12 protein-coding genes are annotated in these 20920 nt (G+C 39.3%); 10 read left to right on the top strand and 2 right to left on the bottom strand.

Annotated elements, in window-relative coordinates; translation table 11 throughout:
* Positions 1–174 precede the first annotated feature (174 nt).
* The 10 genes from G525_RS0109475 (at position 175) to G525_RS0109425 (ending at position 18179) form a co-directional block, all read left to right on the top strand.
* The gene (locus G525_RS0109475; RefSeq protein WP_027125959.1) at positions 175–1131 is read left to right on the top strand and encodes a M20/M25/M40 family metallo-hydrolase; all 957 of its coding nucleotides are present in this window, start codon (positions 175–177) and stop codon (positions 1129–1131) included.
* Between the two features lie 130 nt (positions 1132–1261).
* Positions 1262–2908: a beta-N-acetylhexosaminidase gene (locus tag G525_RS0109470; protein ID WP_027125958.1), complete on the top strand. Its 1647-nt coding sequence runs from the start codon at positions 1262–1264 to the stop codon at positions 2906–2908.
* Between the two features lie 88 nt (positions 2909–2996).
* Positions 2997–5294 (top strand): family 20 glycosylhydrolase, encoded by a 2298-nt coding sequence (locus G525_RS0109465; protein WP_051209874.1) that lies wholly within the window; start codon positions 2997–2999, stop codon positions 5292–5294.
* Positions 5295–5482: 188 nt separating this feature from the next.
* Positions 5483–7258, top strand: a complete 1776-nt coding sequence (locus tag G525_RS0109460) for a DUF4091 domain-containing protein (protein ID WP_084647738.1) — start codon at positions 5483–5485, stop codon at positions 7256–7258.
* Positions 7259–7297: 39 nt separating this feature from the next.
* On the top strand, positions 7298–9529 hold the full coding sequence (locus tag G525_RS0109455) for a beta-N-acetylglucosaminidase (protein WP_211222925.1): 2232 nt from the start codon (positions 7298–7300) through the stop codon (positions 9527–9529).
* Positions 9530–10116: 587 nt separating this feature from the next.
* The gene (locus G525_RS0109450) at positions 10117–10713 is read left to right on the top strand and encodes an RNA polymerase sigma-70 factor (protein WP_027125954.1); all 597 of its coding nucleotides are present in this window, start codon (positions 10117–10119) and stop codon (positions 10711–10713) included.
* 387 nt (positions 10714–11100) lie between these two features.
* A complete protein-coding gene (locus G525_RS20650; protein ID WP_169514434.1) occupies positions 11101–12180 on the top strand; it encodes a FecR family protein in 1080 nt (359 codons plus the stop codon).
* A gap of 159 nt (positions 12181–12339) precedes the next feature.
* Positions 12340–15624, top strand: coding sequence for a SusC/RagA family TonB-linked outer membrane protein (locus G525_RS0109440; RefSeq protein WP_035479382.1), 3285 nt, complete (start codon positions 12340–12342; stop codon positions 15622–15624).
* A gap of 13 nt (positions 15625–15637) precedes the next feature.
* The gene (locus tag G525_RS0109435; RefSeq protein WP_027125952.1) at positions 15638–17233 is read left to right on the top strand and encodes a RagB/SusD family nutrient uptake outer membrane protein; all 1596 of its coding nucleotides are present in this window, start codon (positions 15638–15640) and stop codon (positions 17231–17233) included.
* Positions 17234–17558: 325 nt separating this feature from the next.
* Positions 17559–18179 (top strand): hypothetical protein, encoded by a 621-nt coding sequence (locus G525_RS0109425; protein WP_027125951.1) that lies wholly within the window; start codon positions 17559–17561, stop codon positions 18177–18179.
* Positions 18180–18243: 64 nt separating this feature from the next.
* Here the strand turns inward: G525_RS0109425 and G525_RS0109420 are convergent, their stop codons facing one another.
* Both G525_RS0109420 and G525_RS0109415 read right to left on the bottom strand, forming a co-directional pair.
* Positions 18244–19074, bottom strand: coding sequence for a glycoside hydrolase family 16 protein (locus G525_RS0109420; protein ID WP_027125950.1), 831 nt, complete (start codon positions 19072–19074; stop codon positions 18244–18246).
* A 103-nt stretch (positions 19075–19177) separates the two neighbouring features.
* The gene (locus tag G525_RS0109415; RefSeq protein WP_027125949.1) at positions 19178–20785 is read right to left on the bottom strand and encodes a sulfatase family protein; all 1608 of its coding nucleotides are present in this window, start codon (positions 20783–20785) and stop codon (positions 19178–19180) included.
* Positions 20786–20920: the final 135 nt, after the last annotated feature.

The following is a 20920-nucleotide window of genomic DNA, read 5'->3' as shown; positions in this document are numbered from 1 at the left end:
TAAATTTCTCTCAAATTTGTAAGACCATGGTTTTACTTAGATGAAACAAACCTAAATCGACAAAAAATCATGCTAATATAATAAAATAGAATTTAATGTATTATGTATTACATAATAATTTGTTAATTTGGGCTCTAAGCCATTTTAATTCTTCAAAAGCCTGTAAATCAAACCATGAAAAAAACACTTGTATTTTTAGTTTTAATATTTATCTATCAAGCTTCGTTTTCGCAAACCGACGTTACTGAAAATGAAATCAAGGCCCATATTCTATTCTTGGCCTCAGAACAGAATGCAGGGCGCTACCCTGGTACTAAAGCCAATCGTGATGTTGTTAACTACATCATCAAAGATTTTAAAGTCCATGGCCTTCTTCCTTTGGAAAAAAATTACCAACAGAAATTTAAGGCTCGTCTCCGTGTTGCCCAAGGAGAACCTGAGAAATCTCTTGCCAAAACCTGTAATGTTGCGGCCTTTCTTGAAGGCAATGACCCTATACTGAAACATGAATATATTATTTTAGGCGCTCATTATGATCATTTAGGAATGGGCGGACCTTCTTCAAAATTCGATAAAAAAAATACAATTCATTATGGTGCTGATGATAATGCCAGTGGCATTGCAACACTCTTGGAAATTGCCGAAAAAGTTGCTGCAAATAAAAAACGCTTAAAACGTAGCGTAATTTTCATTGCTTTTGGTGCCGAGGAACAAGGCTTATTGGGGAGTCAGTATTTTGTTGATAACCCACTTGTGCCATTGTCCCAAATAAAATTGATGATCAATATGGACATGATTGGCCGTTTAAATGAGGCAAATCACGTGTATATGAATGGTGCTGGAACTTTTCCCGGTGGTGTTGAATTTATGCAACAATTAGGCGATTCCTTAAGACTGACACCTATTGTGCATGCAGGTTCCGTAGGAGGCTCAGACCACGTGTCGTTTTTTAAGAAAGATATTTCTGTTTTAGGCATCCATACAGGCGCACATCCACAATACCATAGACCAGAAGATACTGTTGATTTGATAAATATTTCTGGTCAAAAACAGGTAAGTGATTATATTTACAAAGCATTAATGACTTTTACCGCTACTGAATATAAAATGGCGTTTATCCCACAAGAATAAAATACCTTCGTCCATCACCTGTGGTCGTCTGTCGAATTCTTTTCCAAAATTCCCTGTAAGTTTCTATATTTTCAGATTGTTTTTTTTTTAAAATAACGAACCGTAACTAAACATTTATAACCATCAAAAAATGAAAATCACCTTCTTAGCATTAATTGCAATTTTCACGCTCACTAATTGCGAACAGAAAACCAAGTCTTTTACAGCCTCTGAAATTGTGCTTCTCCCACAACCCAATTCTTTAACTGTCAGCGAGGGCTCTTTTGCCATTAAAAATGGTCAACAGATTTTCGCTGATCTTGATGAACAACAAAATGCAGCTGCATCCTTTCAATCTTTTATTTCTGAAACTTCAGGTGTGGAAGCCTCATTGGTCAAAAGTTATGGTGCCTCCATCAGTTTTGAAAAAAATGAGGATGTCATTCCCGAAGGTTATGAGTTAATTGTATCTCCTAAAAAAATCAGCATTTTGGCCAATGATGCCGCCGGCTATTTTTATGCGGTACAAACCTTAAAACAATTAGTTGTCACTGAGAACCAAGAAGGTTCCCAAGACGCCCTTACTTTAGTGCCATCGGTTAGCATAAAAGATAGTCCCAGGTTTAAATGGCGCGCCTTTATGATTGACGACGCTCGCTATTTTCATGGTGAAGCGTTTGCAAAACAGATGATAGATCAAATGGCATTGCTAAAAATGAACACGTTGCACTGGCACTTAGTAGATGATGCAGGCTGGCGCATCGAAATTAAAAAATATCCAAAACTAACTGAAGTGGGCGCATTTCGTACAGATAGCGAAATTGGCACTTGGAAAAGCGGAAAAACATCAGGAGAACCACATGGTGGTTTTTACACCCAAGAACAAATAAAAGCTATTGTAGCCTACGCGGCCGCTCGAAATATCAATGTGGTCCCAGAATTTGAAATGCCCGGTCATGCAAGTGCCGCCATTGCTTCGTATCCTTGGCTGGGCACTGAAGGTAAAGCTATTGACGTTCCAATCGTATTTGGACGTTTGTATGATAATTATGACGTCACCAAACCAGAAGTCATCACCTTTGTCAAAGATGTCTTAGATGAATTATTTGAGTTGTTCCCTTCAGAAGTGATTCATATTGGGGGCGATGAAGTTGGCTATGAAGTTTGGGAGAAGTCGGCGTCTGTTCAGAAATACATGAAAGAACACCACATCAAATCACCTGCTGATTTGCAAATCAATTTCACCAACAAAATCTCTAAATATATTGAAGACAACGGACGACGCATGATGGGCTGGAACGAAATTTTAGGTAAAAACATTCACGCGGATTTTGCGGAAAAGAAAAATGATGCTGAAGCAGAAACCGAATTGGCTAAAAATACCATCGTGCATTTTTGGAAAGGTGATTTGGAATTGTTATCCGATGCCGCCAAAAATGGCTACGCCATCGTTAACTCCTTGCATAGTAGCACTTATTTAGATTACAGTTACCAATCTATCCCTTTAAAAAAAGCTTATCATTTTGATCCTATCCCAGAAGGGTTGGATGCACAGTACCACAAAAATATTTATGGTACAGGCGCCCAAATGTGGAGCGAATGGACCCCAACCAATGCAGACGTTGAGCGTCAGACATTTCCAAGGATAGCGGCTTATGCCGAAGTAGGTTGGACGGAACTTGAAAATAAAGATTACGACAGTTTTAAGGTGGCCCTTAAAAAAATGGAAAATCACTGGGATAGTTTAGGCATCAATTATTTCAAGGATTCTGATAAGCTTGAAGCGGAAGTGGAATAAAATTCATGGCTTCTAGTTTCTAAATAAAAACAAAACCGTCTGAACAATACAAGTTTAGGAAACCATCACTTTTAAAATGATTTCATATATGAAGTATTTCTCATCCTTAGTCGTACTATTACTCATTCTTAATAGCTGCGACACAAAAAAAACAAAAACATTTTCAAATGATGAAGTTTCCATAGTTCCGAAACCTTCAGAAATGGTAATTGCAGAGGGTAGTTATAAGTTCACAAAAGAAACCAAAATATCTGTCGCAAATGATGCTCAAAAACCTGCAGCCAAATATTTATCTGATTTATTTAAAACGGCTATTGGCGATTCTATCACCATTGTGAATACCAAGGAAGATAATGGGGTCATTTTTAGTGAGGATGAATCGCTGACTCGTGAAGCTTATACTCTAGAAGTCACTCCAAAGAAAATAGTTATCAAAGCCAGTGACGCCGCAGGTTACTTTTACGGGGTGCAAACCTTACGTCAATTGCTTCCTCCGAGTATTGAAACCGAAAACAGCGAGGAACAAAATTGGCTGGTTCCGAGCATCTCGATTAAGGATGGACCACGTTTTGCATGGCGGGGGATGCACATGGATTTTAGCCGTCACTTTTTCAGTATGGACGAGGTCAAAACCTTTTTGGACTATATGGCCCTTTATAAACTCAATACCTACCACATGCATCTCACCGATGATCAAGGTTGGCGCATTGAGGTCAAAAAATACCCGTTATTGACCGAAAAAGGGGCTTGGCGCGTGGAAAGCAGCCATGACAAAGCCTGCAAGGAATTGGCAAAAACGGATCCGTCCTTTACCATTGACGAACGGCATTACCACGATCGGGATGGGAAAAAAATGTACGGCGGTTTCTTTACCCAAGACGATATCAAAGACATTATTGCCTATGCTGCTGAACGCCAAATAGAGGTCATCCCTGAAATTGATATGCCCGGACATTTCAAATCGGCCATCGATAATTATCCCTATTTATCCTGCACTGGGGAAGCAGGTTGGGGCGAGCTTTTCTCAACACCAGCCTGTTTGGGAAAAGAGACAACCTATGATTTCACAAAAAACATCCTATCGGAAATCGTCGATTTATTTCCGTCAGAATACATCCATATTGGCGGTGACGAAGTGAATATACAATCGTGGAAGGAATGTCCGCTCTGCCAAAAAGCCATAAAAGACAATCATTTAAAAGATGAACACGAACTACAATCTTTTTTCAACAGAGAGATTGAAGACTTCTTAAAATCAAAAGGAAAACGCATGATGGGTTGGGATGAAATTGTTGAAGGTGGCATCTCTGACAAGACGTCTATGATGTGGTGGCGCAATTGGGCACCGGACATGCTCACCAAAGCTGCCAATAACGGCAATGATATCGTGATGACACCCTGTTTTGAGTATTATTTTGATGCACAACACGAGGTTACCCCTTTTGCGAAAGTGTATAACTACGAGCCCATTCCCGAAGGATTTAACCAAGACCAAAGTAAGTATATATTAGGGGTTCAAGCCAACTTATGGTCGGAAATGATCCCTAATTTCAAGCGCTTGCAGTATATGGCTTTTCCGAGACTATTGGCCTTGGCAGAAACAGCCTGGACTTCAAAAGAGGATAAGGACCATGAGGATTTCGAAAAAAGAATGTTGCGCCAATACGACCGATTGGATGCCTTGGACATCCAATACCACATCCCTTCCGTGACAGGATTTAAGGACAAAGTGGCTTTTTTGGATAAAGCGACCATCGATTTACAAGCGCCTTTAAAAGGTATGGACATCTATTACACCACCGATGGAAGTGTACCGTCTAGGGATTCCAAAAAATATAGTGGCCCATTCGAAATTTCAGAAACGGCCACCTTAAACACGATTGCCTATCGAGGGGAGATTGCAAGCGATGAGAGAACAGCATTGATTGAAAAACAAACCTATATGGAACCTGTTGGGATCACTCCAAAAACAGGTTCCATCAAACGTTGGGCTGGGGAGAAGCAATTTTCTGTAGTGGATGAGGTCACCTTACCAAAAAACGCCAGCTTTACACCGGTGGAGACGATTGATTTTTCAGGTTACGACGGCAAAGAACAGGTGTCCATGGTATTTAAAGGTTATTTTTATGCCGCGGAAGACGGTCTGTATGAATTTGCTACCACATCTGACGATGGGAGTTTGTTATATATCGGCAAAAAAATGGTGGTGGATAATGGTGGAAACCATTCGGCCATGGAGAAAAACGGGATGGTAGCCCTTAAAAAAGGATGGCACCCCTTAATCGTGAAATTCCACGAGGCAACTGGTGGAGGAACTTTAAAAGGGTGGTATACTGCTCCAAATAGTGAAAAACAAGTCTTGGAGGGCGCTGTTATTGGGGAGTAAGAGTGTAAAAACATCAATTAAAGAAGTTTAACCGCAAAGGCCGCAAAGTAAAACCGGACGGAACGCAAAACTATACAAATTGTATCTTATAAAAGCATTGCGACCTTTACGTATCCCGTTGCGATCCTTACGGTTAAAATCAGAATCATGAGAACTAATAAATACCGACTCTCGAAATAAAAATAAAAATGAAACTACTCTTTAAATCGCTTCTAGTTTTTTCTATCTTATTGGCTTTTACATGTCAAAATCAAAAAGACTTTACCGTAGCCCAAACCTACGAAGAGCCTCAAGACCCTGCGCCAACTCCTGGCCAGAATTGGTCGGCTGTTCCGACAGGCTTACAGGCTTCGGTAACCTCAACTGATATTCGTTTCGTACCTAGTGAAATCCCAAAAGTGGCACAGCAAAACAGTTGGTCGGGAACCGCGTGGAAAGGCGAACGCATTTCTGCACAAGTTGTTCTATGGAGTAACGATTCGCTGACTGAAGTCACTACCAAGTTTTCCGAATTCAAGTCGGATTCAGGTGACATCTTACCATCGGATATTGCCAAAATAAATTTTGTAAAACACGTGATTACGGATGAATTTGCCGAAGGTTGCGGTTACAGAAAACCTGAAGATTTCGATGCCTCTTTAGCGGCCGATGTCTTGGATCCAATCTCTTCGTACGCCCTTAAGGCACAGCAAACCCGTCCAATTTGGGTAACCCTCGACATCCCTTCTGATGCCAAGGCAGGCACGTACAACAGCACCTTCACCATCGACATAAAAGGACAGGCAAGCAAGACCATGGCCTTTTCCATTGGGGTGATCGATCAGGAATTACCCCCAGCTTCCGATTGGAAATTCCATTTGGACTTATGGCAAAACCCCTACGCCGTAGCACGTTTCCACGACGTAGAGCCATGGTCTGAGGCGCATTTTGGGCTCTTAAAACCCCTCATGAAACGCCTTGCCGATGCCGGCCAGAAAGTCATTACCGTATCGTTGAACAAGAGACCTTGGGGCGGACAGACCTACGACCAGTTTGAAGCGATGGTTGAATGGCGCAAAAAGGAAGATGGAACTTGGAGTTATGATTATACCATCTTTGACCAATGGGTGCAGATGATGATGGATTTGGGGATAAAGAACCAAATCAGTGGCTATTCCATGGTGCCCTGGGGGAATGAGTTTTATTATTTTGATGAAGCCGAAAATAAGGATGTCAAGATAAAAGCGGCGCCAGGAACCCCCGAATATGATGCTTTATGGATTCCGTTTTTGGAACAGTTTAAGGCCCATTTAGAAGAAAAAGGCTGGAACACCATTACACGGATTGCTATGGACGAACGCGGCCCGGAAGAGATGAAAGCCATGTTGCAATTACTGAATGAACATGCGCCGGAATTTGGCGTGTCGTTTGCCGACAACCATAAAAGCTACAAATTGTATCCTGACGCATTGAAAGACATGTCCCCCGCTTTTGGTCACCCCGTAGATCCAGAAGATTTGGCCTATAGAAGAGAAAAGGGATATATCAGTACCTTTTATTTGTCCTGCGCCCATGAATTTCCAAACACCTTTACCTTTTCCCCTCCCGCTGAAAGCACCTTTATTGGCTGGTACACCATGGCCGCTGATTTTGATGGCTTTTTACGTTGGGCCTACAACAGCTGGACCGAAAACCCAATGCAGGACTCCCGGTTCATCACCTGGCCAGCTGGCGATACCTCCCTTGTCTATCCAGACAACAGAAGCTCCATACGTTTTGAAAAATTAAGGGAAGGCATCCAGGATGCTGAAAAAATCAGGATTTTGAGAGAAGGACTTGAAGCGCAAGGAATGCTAGATGAATTGGATCATTTAAACCAAGTCGTTGCGCAATTTAACGTGACTTCAAAACCTGACAATTTTGAAAAAATGCTCCAAGATGCCAAGAACCAACTCAATATCTTAGCTCAAAAACTTAACAAATAAAATTAAATAATAGATTTCTCTTAACCTTTTGCTTTTATTATGATTAAACTACAAGTGCCTAAAAACAATTCTCTTTTCAAAACGATGCTGCTCTCAGGAATTTTTATGTTGACTAGCATATTTGGTAGTGCGCAGACCATCGACATTCATCCCGTACCACAACAAGTTGAGTTTTCAGAAACTATCACTACCCCAAAGCAGTTCCATCTGGAGCAGAAAAATGAAGATAAGGCTACACAAAGTCTTTTGGCTACTTTTTTTAATGAAAAGAATAGTTCCAAAACGGGATTTTCCATTACTGTTGGAGAGGTCAATGACAAATTTTCTAGAAAACTCCTAAAAAAAGTACCTGAAAACCCAGAAGGTTATTACATCAATAGCACCAATAAGAACATCACCGTTATTGGACGTGATGCCCGAGGCGCCTATTATGGAGTGCGGACCTTACTCAGCCTATTGACAGCAGATCAAATGCCTTTGGGCGAAATTTCAGATTATCCTGATGTGCATGCACGAGGGACCGTTGAAGGTTTTTATGGGACGCCGTGGAGTTTTGAGCACCGCATGCGCCAAATCGACTTTTACGGATTGAATAAGTTGAACACTTATATTTATGGACCAAAGGACGATCCTTACCATAGCTCTCCAAACTGGAGAAAACCCTATCCTGAAGATGAAGCCGTCCAATTAAAAAAATTGATTGACCGTTCTGAAATGAACCATGTGGATTTTGTTTGGGCCGTTCACCCGGGGAAGGACATTAAATGGAATGATGAAGACCGCGCTGCCCTACTCCACAAATTCGAACTAATGTACGATTTGGGCATTCGCTCCTATGCGGTGTTTTTTGATGATATTTCAGGAGAAGGCACCAATCCAACCCAACAAGCTGGGTTATTGAATTTCTTACACAACAAATTCGTAACCGTGAAAAAAGATGTAAAACCATTGATCATGTGTCCTACCGAATACAATAAAGGCTGGTCTAACGTGGAAGGCGGTTATTTGGCCACCTTAGGCAAGGAGTTGGACCCTTCCATCCGAATCATGTGGACAGGAAACACGGTGGTTTCCGATATCAATAAGCAAACCATGGCCTGGATCAACAACCAGATCCAACGGAAAGCATTTATTTGGTGGAATTTTCCAGTATCTGATTATGTTCGGAACCATCTGCTTATGGGGCCGACCTATGGCAATGGTCAAGATATCGCTAATGACGTTTCTGGTTTTGTGTCCAACCCAATGGAACATGCCGAAGCTTCTAAAATCGCCATTTACGGGGTCGCGGATTATACGTGGAACATGACGGAATACAATGCAGGACAAAATTGGTCGAACGCCATGAAAGTGGTGATGCCAGAAAGTCACAATGCCTTGGAGATTTTCGCACGGCACAATAGTGATCTGGGCCCCAACGGCCATAAATACAGACGGGATGAATCCGTGACCTTTGCACCATTAGCTGATGACTTTCTAAAACAGCTTGAAGCAGGTCAACCTGTCGGCAATTTTGCTGCAGTAAAAAAGGAATTTCAAAATATGGTGGAAGCCTCCTATATCCTACTGGGTAGCACCGATAATGCTGTGCTTTTGGATGAGATCAGACCTTGGGTCAAGCAATTCCAACTTCTGGGACAATCCGGATTGACCCTCTTGAATATGTACGAAACTCTGGAAGCCAAGAAAGCAGACGATTTTGAAAGGAGCTATCGCGCGCTCAATGCCATTAAAGCACAAATGTATGTGATTGATCGTAGCGAAAACCAAAATCCGTACCAACCAGGTGTGGTGACGGGCAGCTTGGTGATGCAACCCTTTATTGACAAGGGTTTTGCCTATTTGACCAATGCCTATAACCAAGCCTTCGATAAAAATCTTGAGGTGGAAGGCCATTACAACCCCCACAAATTATATACCGACGTGGCGCAACTCCAAAACCAACAAACCACGTTGAGAGAACGAACGCTTACGATGAATGCACCCCTAGAGGTCATCCGGTTTGAAGCCAACAGTTATTTTGGTTTTGAATTGCAAGATTTAGTCCACGTAAATAGAGTGGCTTTAAAAGTATCACCGACTTCTAGTTACGCCAATTTCAAATTAGAAGTGTCCACAGATAGCACCGAATGGAAATCGATAGTTACCAAAGAAGACAAGGATATCCTACAGGGTAACGTGAATCAATCGGTGAAATACATTCGCATTGTCAACACTGCTATTAATACAGTGGAAGCGCGTATCGAACAATTGACCGTGAACGTAAAATAAAAATCGAAATACTTAACCACTTTTAATTTTAGTTAGCACAGATAAAACATAAGACAATACATTATTATACGAAATTTAAATAAATTAAGAGACCTAAAAACCTCCTATAACATGGAGACAATTGATTATTATATTAAAAAGCTATGAAAAGGTGACTTTCGATTTATTAGCGTGAGAAGGTAATTGGTCGATAAGAATTTAAATGTTGCAAGGTTTTAAATAAAATCGAAAGGGGATCATAAATAATTAATTAAATCATCCCTTAAATTCATTTTGAGACCTTTAGGAGGTTTTTAAAGTTTAGATTGAAAAGATAAAATATGACGTTCTTTATAGCACTTTTTTTTATTATCGCTTGCAGCGTATTTTAATATGTTACACATAATGCATTGCGACTGTTATAAATAATAATCAAATAATTAGTATGTTGATTTATTCTTTTGTAATATTGATTTCTGCTGAGTAATTTTCATATATAATTTTTTATAGGTTTCTACCTAACAACTTTAAACCAAATAACTCCTTCTAATAAAACAATTTAGCTAAGGATTAGACATTCCTTTAAACTAAAAAACGTATTTTAATTAATGAGTACTAAAGAAATACATAACGAGAAGTTATTAGTTAATGAACTTAGAGTTGGCAATCATAAAGCATTTCGGAAGCTTTTCGACACCTACAGAAACGATTTATACAGATACAGTTTAAGCATGGTCTTTTCAGACGTATATGCAGAAGAGATTGTTCAAGATGTGTTTTTAAAAGTATGGATTAAACACGAATCCTTAAATCCAGAACTATCCTTTAGAGCATATCTCTTCACCATAACAAGGAACAAAACCATCAAGTTTTTAAAGAAAGCTGCCAATAACCGAAAATTGTGTGAGGAAGTGTTTTACTCTAGTCAGAATGTCACCAATATAACAGAGCACACCATACGTGAATCGGAGTTGGAACTTATAAAAAACGACGCACTGAATAAACTACCTCCAAAAAGACTCATGATTTTTGAAATGTCTCGAAATGAAGGCAAAAGTTATGATAAAATTGCAGAAGAGCTTCAAATCTCTCCGCATACGGTCAGAAACCAAATGAGCAAAGCCTTGGAATCACTTCGAATTTCTCTATTAGAAAACAAGGATATCGCTTTTGTTTTGTTAGTCTTTTTAAATTACTTCCTATAATAAATATAGAGCAACTCCCGGTAAATAGATTTTGAAACAACTATTTTATTGATTTCAATCTAACTCTTCCCAACCTTATGTTATATCGAGTTTGAAGTCTATAATAACGAGTACGTCTCAACTCAAAAAAAAGCTAATACCTTTTATGCAAAAATAAATTAATTGATTCTTTTCTATCTAATTCACTAATAATCAAACACCTGAACCCAATCAACCCATTTTCATATGAAATTATTAAGAAAAAAGAAATATTGAGTAGTATTAAATGGCTTCTCAAAGGTATTATAGGTACAGATTATGATCAGAATGCTTAAACCAACGGAAATTAAAAGTCTATTTATAAAATTCGCAGGGCGAAAATGCTCCCCCGAAGAAACACAGCAAATTTTGAGCTATATTAACAACTCAAAAAAAACCTCAGAAATTCCAACTGAAGAGGATTTACATGAATTGATTGATGATCTTCCTGGTATGCAAGATGCTCAAGCAGACAAAATCTTTAAAAATATTATAGAAACTACGGCTCCCACAAAAAAGAAATCACAGTTCTGGAAATATACCGCGGTGGCAGTTGTTGTCATTGCTTTAGCTTCGGGCTACTTTCTTAAAATTAACACCGTAAAAAGACCTTCAGAGGCTGCTCCTATTATAGTAAAAAACAAGATACAGATAGGAACGGATAAAGCGATCCTGACCTTAGAAAATGGTGAAGAAATTTCTTTAGAGAAAGAAACCAATGTTGTTGTAAATCATGCTACTAGCAGTGGCGAAAAATTAGTATACGATACTAAAACCAACACCACATCAGAAATAGCATTCAACTATTTAACAATTCCCAGAGGTGGTCAATTTCAGCTTGAATTAGCTGATGGCACAAAAGTATGGTTAAATTCAGAAACGAAACTGAAATATCCAGTAGCTTTTGTAGATGGTGCACTGCGCCAAGTAGAACTCATGTATGGCGAAGCTTATTTTGAGGTTTCTCCAAGTTCAAAGCATCATGGCAGTAAGTTTAATGTGAAATCACAAGTTCAGAATATAGAAGTACTAGGAACTGAATTCAATATAAAAGCTTACAAAAATTCCTCTAATATTTATACCACATTAGTGGAAGGTAAAGTGGCACTAAATAGTAAGAACTCAAGACAAAATTTGATTCCAAGCCAACAAGCCATACTCAATATAGACAGGGAAAAATTAACTGTAAAGACTGTAGATGTTTACGATGAAATTTCATGGAAGAATGGATTGTTTAGTTTCAAAGGAAAACCTTTAAAAGAAATCATGGTCGTATTATCGCGATGGTACGATATTGAATTTGAGTTTCGAGATCACCATATGGAAAACATCAAGTTCAATGGCGTTTTGCTAAAAAGACAAAGTATTGAAGATATATTAAACATCATTAAAGAAACAAAATTCATTAATGCCTATGAGATAAACGACAAAAAAATCATCATCAATTAAAAGAAGGGAAGAAAGCCTAACCTTGAGAAGTAATGTGTGAATCTCCCCCCTTAATATTATTAATTAATAAAAATGTATAATTAACTAACATGCAAATCTATGAAATTTCAGACTACTAAACAGCCCTCCCATAAACGGAGAGGTCTCTATCAATTTATTATGAGAACATTTATATTATTATTTTGTACCTCAGTTTTTAGTTTTTCTTCAGGCACACTCTTCTCACAGGACGTAAAAATTATAATTGATCAAGACAAAACCGTCGCCATTGATGAGGTTTTTGACATTTTGAGAAAACAAACTGATTTCGCCTTCATTTATCAAGAAGATATTTTTAAAAATCTACCTAAACTCAAATTAAAAAAAGGTCAAATTGATGCTAACGAATTATTAAAACAAGCACTTTCTTCAAAAAACTTTGAATTCGAACTTAGCAACAAAAACACTATTATAATAAGAGAAACAGTCCTTCTCAAGAGCCAACAACACGAGATAAAAGGAAATGTTACTGACAGTAATGGAGCACCATTGCCGGGAGCCAGTGTTCTGGAAAAAGGAACTGCGAATGGCGTGCAAACCGACTTTGATGGTAATTTCTCCCTTTCAGTAGCCACAACAAATGCAACTTTGGTAATTTCCTATATGGGTTTTACAACGTTAGAGGTTCCTTTAAATGGGCAATCAACGGTTTCAGCGCAACTAGAAGAGAATGCCGCTGCATTAGATGAAGTGGTTGTTGTTGGATATGGCGTACAGAAAAAAGTAAACCTTACAGGTTCTGTTGCGACAGTAAGTGGTGAAATGCTTGAAAGCAGACCTATTACCAATGTATCCGCTGCATTAGCTGGTCTGTTGCCTGGTGTATCTGTAAATCAACAAACTGGAAGACCAGGTGCTGATGGAGCCACTATCAGAATCCGTGGTACAGGTACTTTAAACCAAGCGTCACCTATGGTATTGATTGATGGTGTAGAAGGATCATTGAATGATGTACAAGCCAATGACATTGCTAGTATCTCCGTTCTTAAGGATGCTGCCTCAGCTGCAATTTACGGTTCAAAAGCCGCCAACGGTGTTATATTAATTACTACAAAATCCGGTAAATCTGGTGAGCCTGTAGTGAGCTATACAACCGATGTGGGTTGGCAACGTCCTACTGAATTACCTGATTATTTAGGATCTTATGATTATGCGCGTTTATACAACGAAGCTTTAGTCAATAACGGAAAATCACCTAAATTCACAGATAATGACATTGAATTATTCCGCAATGGTACTGATCCATTTGGTCATCCTGACACAGACTGGCAAGATCTTCTTTACCAAGGCTCAGGTTTTTTAATTACAAATAACTTAGGCGTTTCTGGAGGATCAGAATTCACAAAATATCGTGCCTCTATTAACCATCAAAAACAAGAAGGTATCATCCAATATACCGGTAAAAACGAATATAACGGACGTGTCAATCTTACGGTCACACCTAAAAAATGGTTGACCACCAACATGAATTTGTCCTATACTCAAATGGACCGCGAGGAGCCAAACAATGCTTATGTAGGCGGCGGAATAGATCAAATCATCAGACAAGGCAATAGAATTGCACCATGGATTCCTTACAAAAATGAGGACGGTACTTATGGGACTATTTCTGATGGTAACCCGATTGCATGGTTAGACTTAGGACCTCAAATTAATTATCTGCGTAAAACATTTGTTGGGATAGGTTCAATTCAAGCAGATATATTTGAAGGATTTAATGTTAAGGCATTATTCTCCCATAGAAATGTGAATGAGGAAAATTCAGAAATGAATAAAGAGGTGCAATACAATCCTAACAAATATCATGGTCCTACTAAATTGACTGAGGTCATAAATACGAGTACCCGTAACACTTTTGATTTGACTGCAAATTATTTTAACACGTTCAACGATGTGCATAATGTAGCGGTCCTTGCAGGGTATCACGCTGAAGCTTTTAATTTCAAACAAACGACCGCTTATCGCGAAAATTTCCCGAGCACTGAACTACCCAATTTAGATGCGGGATCAACTAGTGGGATGAGGAATAGTGGTTACACACGCGAGCTTAATATGATATCGTTTTTTGGACGGATCAACTACGATTATGATGGACGTTATTTATTTGAAGCTAACGTAAGATCAGACGCCTCTTCTCGTTTTGCTGAAGATAACCGAGTGGGTGTGTTTCCATCATTCTCTGCAGGTTGGAGAATTTCTGAAGAAGCCTTTTTTGAAAACGCTAAAAACTCAATCAATGACTTAAAGATCAGATTGTCTTGGGGGCAACTGGGGAATCAAGATGCCCTAAGTGATGGACAATCTGCCTATTATCCTACCATACCTACTTTAGGACTTGGCCTGGACTATCCGTTCAACAGCACCATTCAACCAGGCGCAGCAGTGACAAGTGCCAAAAACGGTGCTTTGATCTGGGAAAAAACGACGAGCTACGGGATTGGTTTGGATGTCCGTTTATTTAGAAAAATTGATATGACTATTGATCTTTATAAAAAAGAAACGGAGGGGATCATCATGCAAGTGCCTTCACCTAACGAATTTGCTTTAGGTAATTTCTTCGACAACGTAGGTATGTTAGAGAATAAAGGAATTGAGGTCAGTGCAAGTTATAGAGACACCTTTGGAGAAGTAGATTTCAGTTTTGGAGGAAATATCGCCTATAACGAAAACGAATTGGTTCAATTAGCGGGAACAGATCAAATTATCAATGGGCGTAAAGTTCGTCAATTGGGTGAAACTCTTGATTCTTGGTACGGCTATAAAACGGATGGTTTACATCAAAGCCAGGCGGATATCGATGCATACCCAACAAACACAATTTATGGGAACCAAATTAAACCGGGAGACTTGCGTTACGTAGACACCAACGGCGATGGTATCGTAGACGCGGACGACCGTGTTTTGTTAGGTAATTCTACACCAAATTTTAACTTCGGATTTAATTTAAGCGTAGGGTTTATGAATTTTGATTTGCAAATGCTTTTCCAAGGTGCGACAGGCGGTAAAGGATATATGGATTTTGACGCTGTTGGTGCCGTTAACGGTGATGGTCAAAAACCTTCGGCAATTTGGTTGGATCGTTGGACTCCAGAAAACACAAATACTAGTGTACCTCGTCTTATTGACGGGATCAATGGCCCGAGTATGCCTCAAAATTCAACTACAAGTTATTGGTTGAGAAGCACAGATTATTTAAGAATGAAGAATTTGCAGCTAGGCTATACTATTCCAAGTGAAACTTTAGATAATTGGGGTATTAAAAACCTAAGAGTTTATTACAGTGCTCAAAACTTGTTTACGGTAACCAACTATCTTAAAGGTTGGGATCCAGAAGCACCTTCAGGACGTGGTAGCAGTTACCCTGTAGTGATGACCAATTCACTCGGAGTTAATTTAACTTTTTAATATATAGTACAAGATGAAAAAATTAATATACTTATTAGGAATCGTGGTCACATTTAGTGCTTGTGACGATTCATTTTTAGATACAGCGCCAAACGATGCGCTTTCACCTTCCACATTTTGGAAATCGAAGAAAGATTTAGACTTGGCCTTGACTGGTTGTTATAATGGCTTCGCAGACGGAGGAGATCTTATGTATCGTGATTCTGGCTCAGATAACGCCTACAACAACTTCCCATGGGAAGGTTGGACAAATATTGGAAATGGTAATCTTTCTCCTGCAGACCCAGGTGCCTCTTATTACAATTTTGGGACCATAAACCGATGTAACGAGTTTTTAGCCAATGTTGACAATGCAACCACAGTTTCAGAGGAAGACAGAGCTATTTACAAAGCTCAAGTTCGTTTTATTAGAGCCTATAGATATTACATCCTAACGACAAGTTATGGAGATGTGCCTTTAATAGAACAAAATTTTGCAACGCCTGAAGAAGCCAAAGTTCCAAGAGACCCGCAAGAGGTGATTCGTACATTTATAGAAGAGGAATTGACTACAGTGATTGGCATGTTGCCAGATTCCTATCCTGGCGATGAGTATGGCAAAGCTACCAAAGGAGCTGCCCAAGCATTATTAATGCGTTATTTTCTTTACTTTAAAGAGTATGATAAGGCATTAAGCACTGCCAAAAGTATCTCTGGTTATGCGTTGAACGCTACTTTTGAAGGTCTTTTTGATCCAGCAAATGAACAAAATGAAGAGGTTATTTTATCTATACAACACACAGCAGATAACTATTCACTTGATTTCACACCATTTATGCCCAACGGTCTTGGAGGTTGGTCTTCTGTTGTACCTACCCAATCATTGGTTGATGCGTTCGAAATGGCAAATGGTAAAACAATTCAAGAGGCTCTAACGGCTGGAGAATATGATCCCAACAATCCGTACGTAAACAGAGATCCTCGATTAAGGGCTTCAGTAGTTTACTCCGGACAAGTATTTGCAAACAAAGTTTACCGTTCTGTGGAAGATACTAGCCCAGATTATTATAACAAAGCTGATAACGCTTCTAAAACCGGCTATAACTTTAAAAAGTACACCACCTTTTTAGATCTTAACCCAAGTTCTCCTTATTGGAATATGGGCAATGATATCTATATTTTTAGATATGCTGAAGTACTTTTAACCATTGCAGAAGCAAAAATTGAATTGGGAACAATCGATAGTGAGGTTTATGACGCTTTAGATGCTGTTCGATTAAGGGCCGGAATGCCGGCAGTTGACAGAGCGAAATATGCTGATCAGGCAAGTTTAAGAACACTATTAAGAAACGAACGTCGCGTGGAATTTGCCATGGAAGGTCTTAGAAGAGATGATATTATCCGTTGGAATATCGCGACAGATGTTCTTAATGGAGACCTATTAGGCACAAAAAGAGGTACTGTTTTAGAAACAACACAGCCAAACGGCGATTATAATGTTTCTTTAACCTTGCCAGCCAATTTGGTTGAAAGCAGACAATTCCAATCACCTAAAAACAATCTATTACCGATACCTCAAAGTGCTATTGACAAAAATCCAATGTTGACCCCTAATAACCCAGGATATTAGTTAGTGTCTGAAAAAAAGACATAAACAAACGATCAATTACACATCCAGACTAAATTAAATAATCCCGTCAACCTTAAAAATGGATTGGCGGGATTTTTTATGATATTATCTTGTTTTATCAACCTATGAATCTGAATAAAAAGAAACGGCACATCTAGTTTTGACTTTTTCCCAGATGCCAACATCGCAAATTCCGTTATTATTTCAAACTTCACTTTGGCCTAAAAGGTTTTTCATTTGCCTATAAATACTTTCATCATATAATTAATACACGCATTTAAAATCATCGTTACCTTAGAGTTATAACTATTTTAAATCCTGAATTATGACTGAAACTTTTTCAATCTCTAAACGGCATGCCACTAGTGTCATTTTATTAGTTCTTATATCAAGCTTTTTTATGTCTTATAAAGATAAAGAAGTCAATGGTAATTCACTGGACAATCAAGCTTTGAACAAAGAAGAACGCCTCGATTTATTTTTAGAATCGCCCATTACGGTAAACACCAAACTTAACGAACAGCGCTTAAACGCTATCAAATTCCATAAGAGCTATATCTTAAATAAAAACCCGCATGTAGATGCAGATGGAGACTCCCTTTTGAAAGCCAACTCAAATAGCTTTGTGGTTATTGGTAAACGAGATTTTGATAACGGACGTGATTCTTTAATTCGGTTCGCATCAGACATCGATATTATCGAAATTTTAAAAAATAAGTATGTGGAACGCATTACCTATATGCGATTACAGTCCGAAAACCTGCAACTCAATTATGGCGTGCGTTTAGGAATGGATTTAGATAGTTATACCAAACTCCTTCCGTTAAAAGTGGACGCTAACCACGAGGCAACCTATAGAGACAATGATGCTTTTGAATTAAAATTCGTCTTTGATCCAAACGATAAAACATTACAAGAAGTTTTTTATGTTTCCGTTATCGACTGATTTACCACTTCAGATTTAGTAGGCAGCCATCGTAAAACATCAAGCTAAAATCGATTTAAAAAAATCAATCTTTAAGTTCCCAAACCTTCACATAATCAATAGCCATTTCAAGCGGAAAATTCTCTGTAGAGGTCACAGGCCCTGGCCAAAAGTCAACCCCCGATTTTCCTTTATCGGCAGAGGCGTGGTTTAAAATGAGGTAATAATCGGTTTCAAAGGGCCATCTCGGCGCAAAATCATCTTTGGGCTCATGCACCATGGTCAATTGATCATTGACATAAAACTCGATGCGGTTGGGTGTTTTTATAATGCCGTAGGTATTATAATCTGTTGGGGAAATAGCTTGGGTGATCCCGATCGAATTATGCTTGGCTTCACCATTGGTTTGATGCACCACTTGATGCACAAAGCTATCGGTGTTGAGGCGTTCCATAATATCAATTTCGCCGCCATTGGGCCAGCCTGGGTAGATTTCATTCTGGGGCATCAACCATATCGCTGGCCATCCGCCTTGTTCGGCACGGTTAAACTTTGCTCGCACTTCAATCTTTCCGTATTTAAAACTGAATTTGTCCTTGGTCTGGATGGCGCCCGTTTCCGGATGCTCCGTTTCTGAATTCCATCGAGCCCTAATGTGTAAATTCCCGTTTTTCACCTCAGCTAATTTAGGGTCATTGATCACAAACCGGTTCCAAGGTGCCTTGCCTTGTTTCTCTGGGTAACTCGTCCAATACTTTTGACTGTATGCATCACCGTTAAACTGGTCCTCAAATAGTAAACGGTATTCCTCCGAAGCAGATTTTCCCTTTCTATGTTTGCTGACCGTACAAGACGTTAGTACCCCGCAAAAACATATCAATACTGCCAACCGATATTTCCATAAATATTTTTTCATACGATCCTTATATTTAAAATTTCCAAAACCATTTTTCTACAATTTTAAAGTCCGGGCACCCCTACCTACTACCCACTACCCTCTACCCACTACCCTTTACCCTCTACTCCCTATTATACTGCTCAATATACTTTTTATCAAGCGCTTCCGAATCCTTATACTTTTTACGAATGTCCTCCAGTTTCTGCTTCATGTTGGCCACCACCTCGGCATAGTCAGGATGATCAATCACATTGTTAACTTCATGCGGATCCTTTTTTCTATCGTACAATTCCCATTCGTTCACATCATAATAAAAGTGGATAATCTTATAATCCTTGGTAGCGATGCCATAATGTCTTTTTACGGCATGTTCCGCAGGGTATTCATAATAGTGGTAATACACGGCATCTCTGTCCCAGCCGTCTTTATCACCGGTTAAAATCGGCACCAAGCTTTTGCCCTGCATGTCTTCAGGTGCGGTGACACCAGCCACTTCCAGAAAAGTCTGGGCGAAATCCAGGTTCTGCACCATTTCATCTTCGGTAATTCCCTGTTTGATCTTGTTGGGCCATTTGATCAACAACGGTGTTTTAAACGATTCGTTGTACATAAAACGTTTGTCAAACCAGCCGTGTTCACCCAAATAAAAACCTTGATCGGAGGTATAGACAACAATAGTGTTATCAGCCAGTTTTTCTTCATCCAAATAATCCAACACCCGGCCGACATTGTCATCAACCGATGCAATCGTTCCTAAATAATCCTGCAAATAGCGTTGGTATTTCCAGACCGTTAGCGTGGAATCGTTCATGGTAGGGTATCGTTTTTTAAAATCCTCATTGATGGGCCCGTAAACGGCGTCCCACTTGGCACGTTGCTCGGCATTCATCGTATATAAGCTTTCCCCAAGGCGGCTCCATTCTTTGATGTCCAATTCCTTTACCGTTTCTGGCGTGAGCTTGTTATCATTGATAAGTGACATGTGCTTTAAAATGCCCATCTCGGCCGTTTTAGCTGCCGACCCTCTTGTCTTGTAATCGTCAAACAAGGTTTCCGGTAGTGGAAAGGTCTTTTGGGTATATTCTTTATAATACTTTTCACTTGGCAACCAGGCTCGGTGGGGCGCCTTATGCAAATACATCAACATAAAGGGCTTGTTGGGATCCCTGCGGTGCTTCATCCAATCCAAGGTCAGATCGGTGGTGATGTCCGTGACGTAGCCATCGATAATGGTATCCCCCTTTTGGGTAATGAATTTCGGATTGTAATAATCGCCTTGCCCTGGTAAAATCTTGAATTCGTCAAACCCCTTTGGATTATTACCAAAGTGCAACTTGCCAAACATCGCCGTTTGATAACCCGCCTTTTGAAAAAGCTGCGGAAAAGTGACATTGGTGGTATCAAACTTGCTCAAATTATCGATTTTCCCGTTGATATGGCTGTGTTTTCCCGTAAGGATAACTGCTCTAGAAGGTGCGCAAATAGAGTTGGTCACGCTGGCATTCGTAAAGAGCATCCCTTCATTAGCAATCCGATCAATATTAGGCGTATTGATCAAGGTCTTATCATACGCACTTATCGCTTGATAGGCGTGATCATCTGACATGATGAAAATAATATTGGGTTTTTCGTATGCTTGACTTTCAGATTTTTTACTGTTGTTTTTTTCTTGACATCCTAATAAGGACAGCACAGCGATACAAAAAGGTAATAGATTTAGATGTTTCATGAAAATTTATTTTTTATGTAATACTTTCTGGAGATTTAAAATTTATATTTATTTATATTCAAAGATGGGTACATTTTTTTCTATTTCATGCGCTATTTCCGACCAAAGCAAGGTAACATCTGCAAAACCATGATC

The organism is Gelidibacter mesophilus DSM 14095 (assembly GCF_000423005.1).
GTDB classification, from domain to species: domain Bacteria; phylum Bacteroidota; class Bacteroidia; order Flavobacteriales; family Flavobacteriaceae; genus Gelidibacter; species Gelidibacter mesophilus.
The sequence above is the reverse complement of the archived record's forward strand: the minus strand, read 5'-3'. Positions and strand labels throughout refer to the sequence as shown.

Coding starts and splice junctions, on each gene's coding strand:
- G525_RS0109415 (WP_027125949.1), bottom strand. CDS start 20,785: ATGAAACATCTAAATCTATTACCTTTTTGTATCGCTGTGCTGTCCTTA.
- G525_RS0109470 (WP_027125958.1), top strand. CDS start 1,262: ATGAAAATCACCTTCTTAGCATTAATTGCAATTTTCACGCTCACTAAT.
- G525_RS0109455 (WP_211222925.1), top strand. CDS start 7,298: ATGATTAAACTACAAGTGCCTAAAAACAATTCTCTTTTCAAAACGATG.
- G525_RS0109460 (WP_084647738.1), top strand. CDS start 5,483: ATGAAACTACTCTTTAAATCGCTTCTAGTTTTTTCTATCTTATTGGCT.
- G525_RS0109420 (WP_027125950.1), bottom strand. CDS start 19,074: ATGAAAAAATATTTATGGAAATATCGGTTGGCAGTATTGATATGTTTT.
- G525_RS0109425 (WP_027125951.1), top strand. CDS start 17,559: ATGACTGAAACTTTTTCAATCTCTAAACGGCATGCCACTAGTGTCATT.
- G525_RS0109440 (WP_035479382.1), top strand. CDS start 12,340: ATGAGAACATTTATATTATTATTTTGTACCTCAGTTTTTAGTTTTTCT.
- G525_RS0109435 (WP_027125952.1), top strand. CDS start 15,638: ATGAAAAAATTAATATACTTATTAGGAATCGTGGTCACATTTAGTGCT.
- G525_RS0109450 (WP_027125954.1), top strand. CDS start 10,117: ATGAGTACTAAAGAAATACATAACGAGAAGTTATTAGTTAATGAACTT.
- G525_RS0109475 (WP_027125959.1), top strand. CDS start 175: ATGAAAAAAACACTTGTATTTTTAGTTTTAATATTTATCTATCAAGCT.
- G525_RS0109465 (WP_051209874.1), top strand. CDS start 2,997: ATGAAGTATTTCTCATCCTTAGTCGTACTATTACTCATTCTTAATAGC.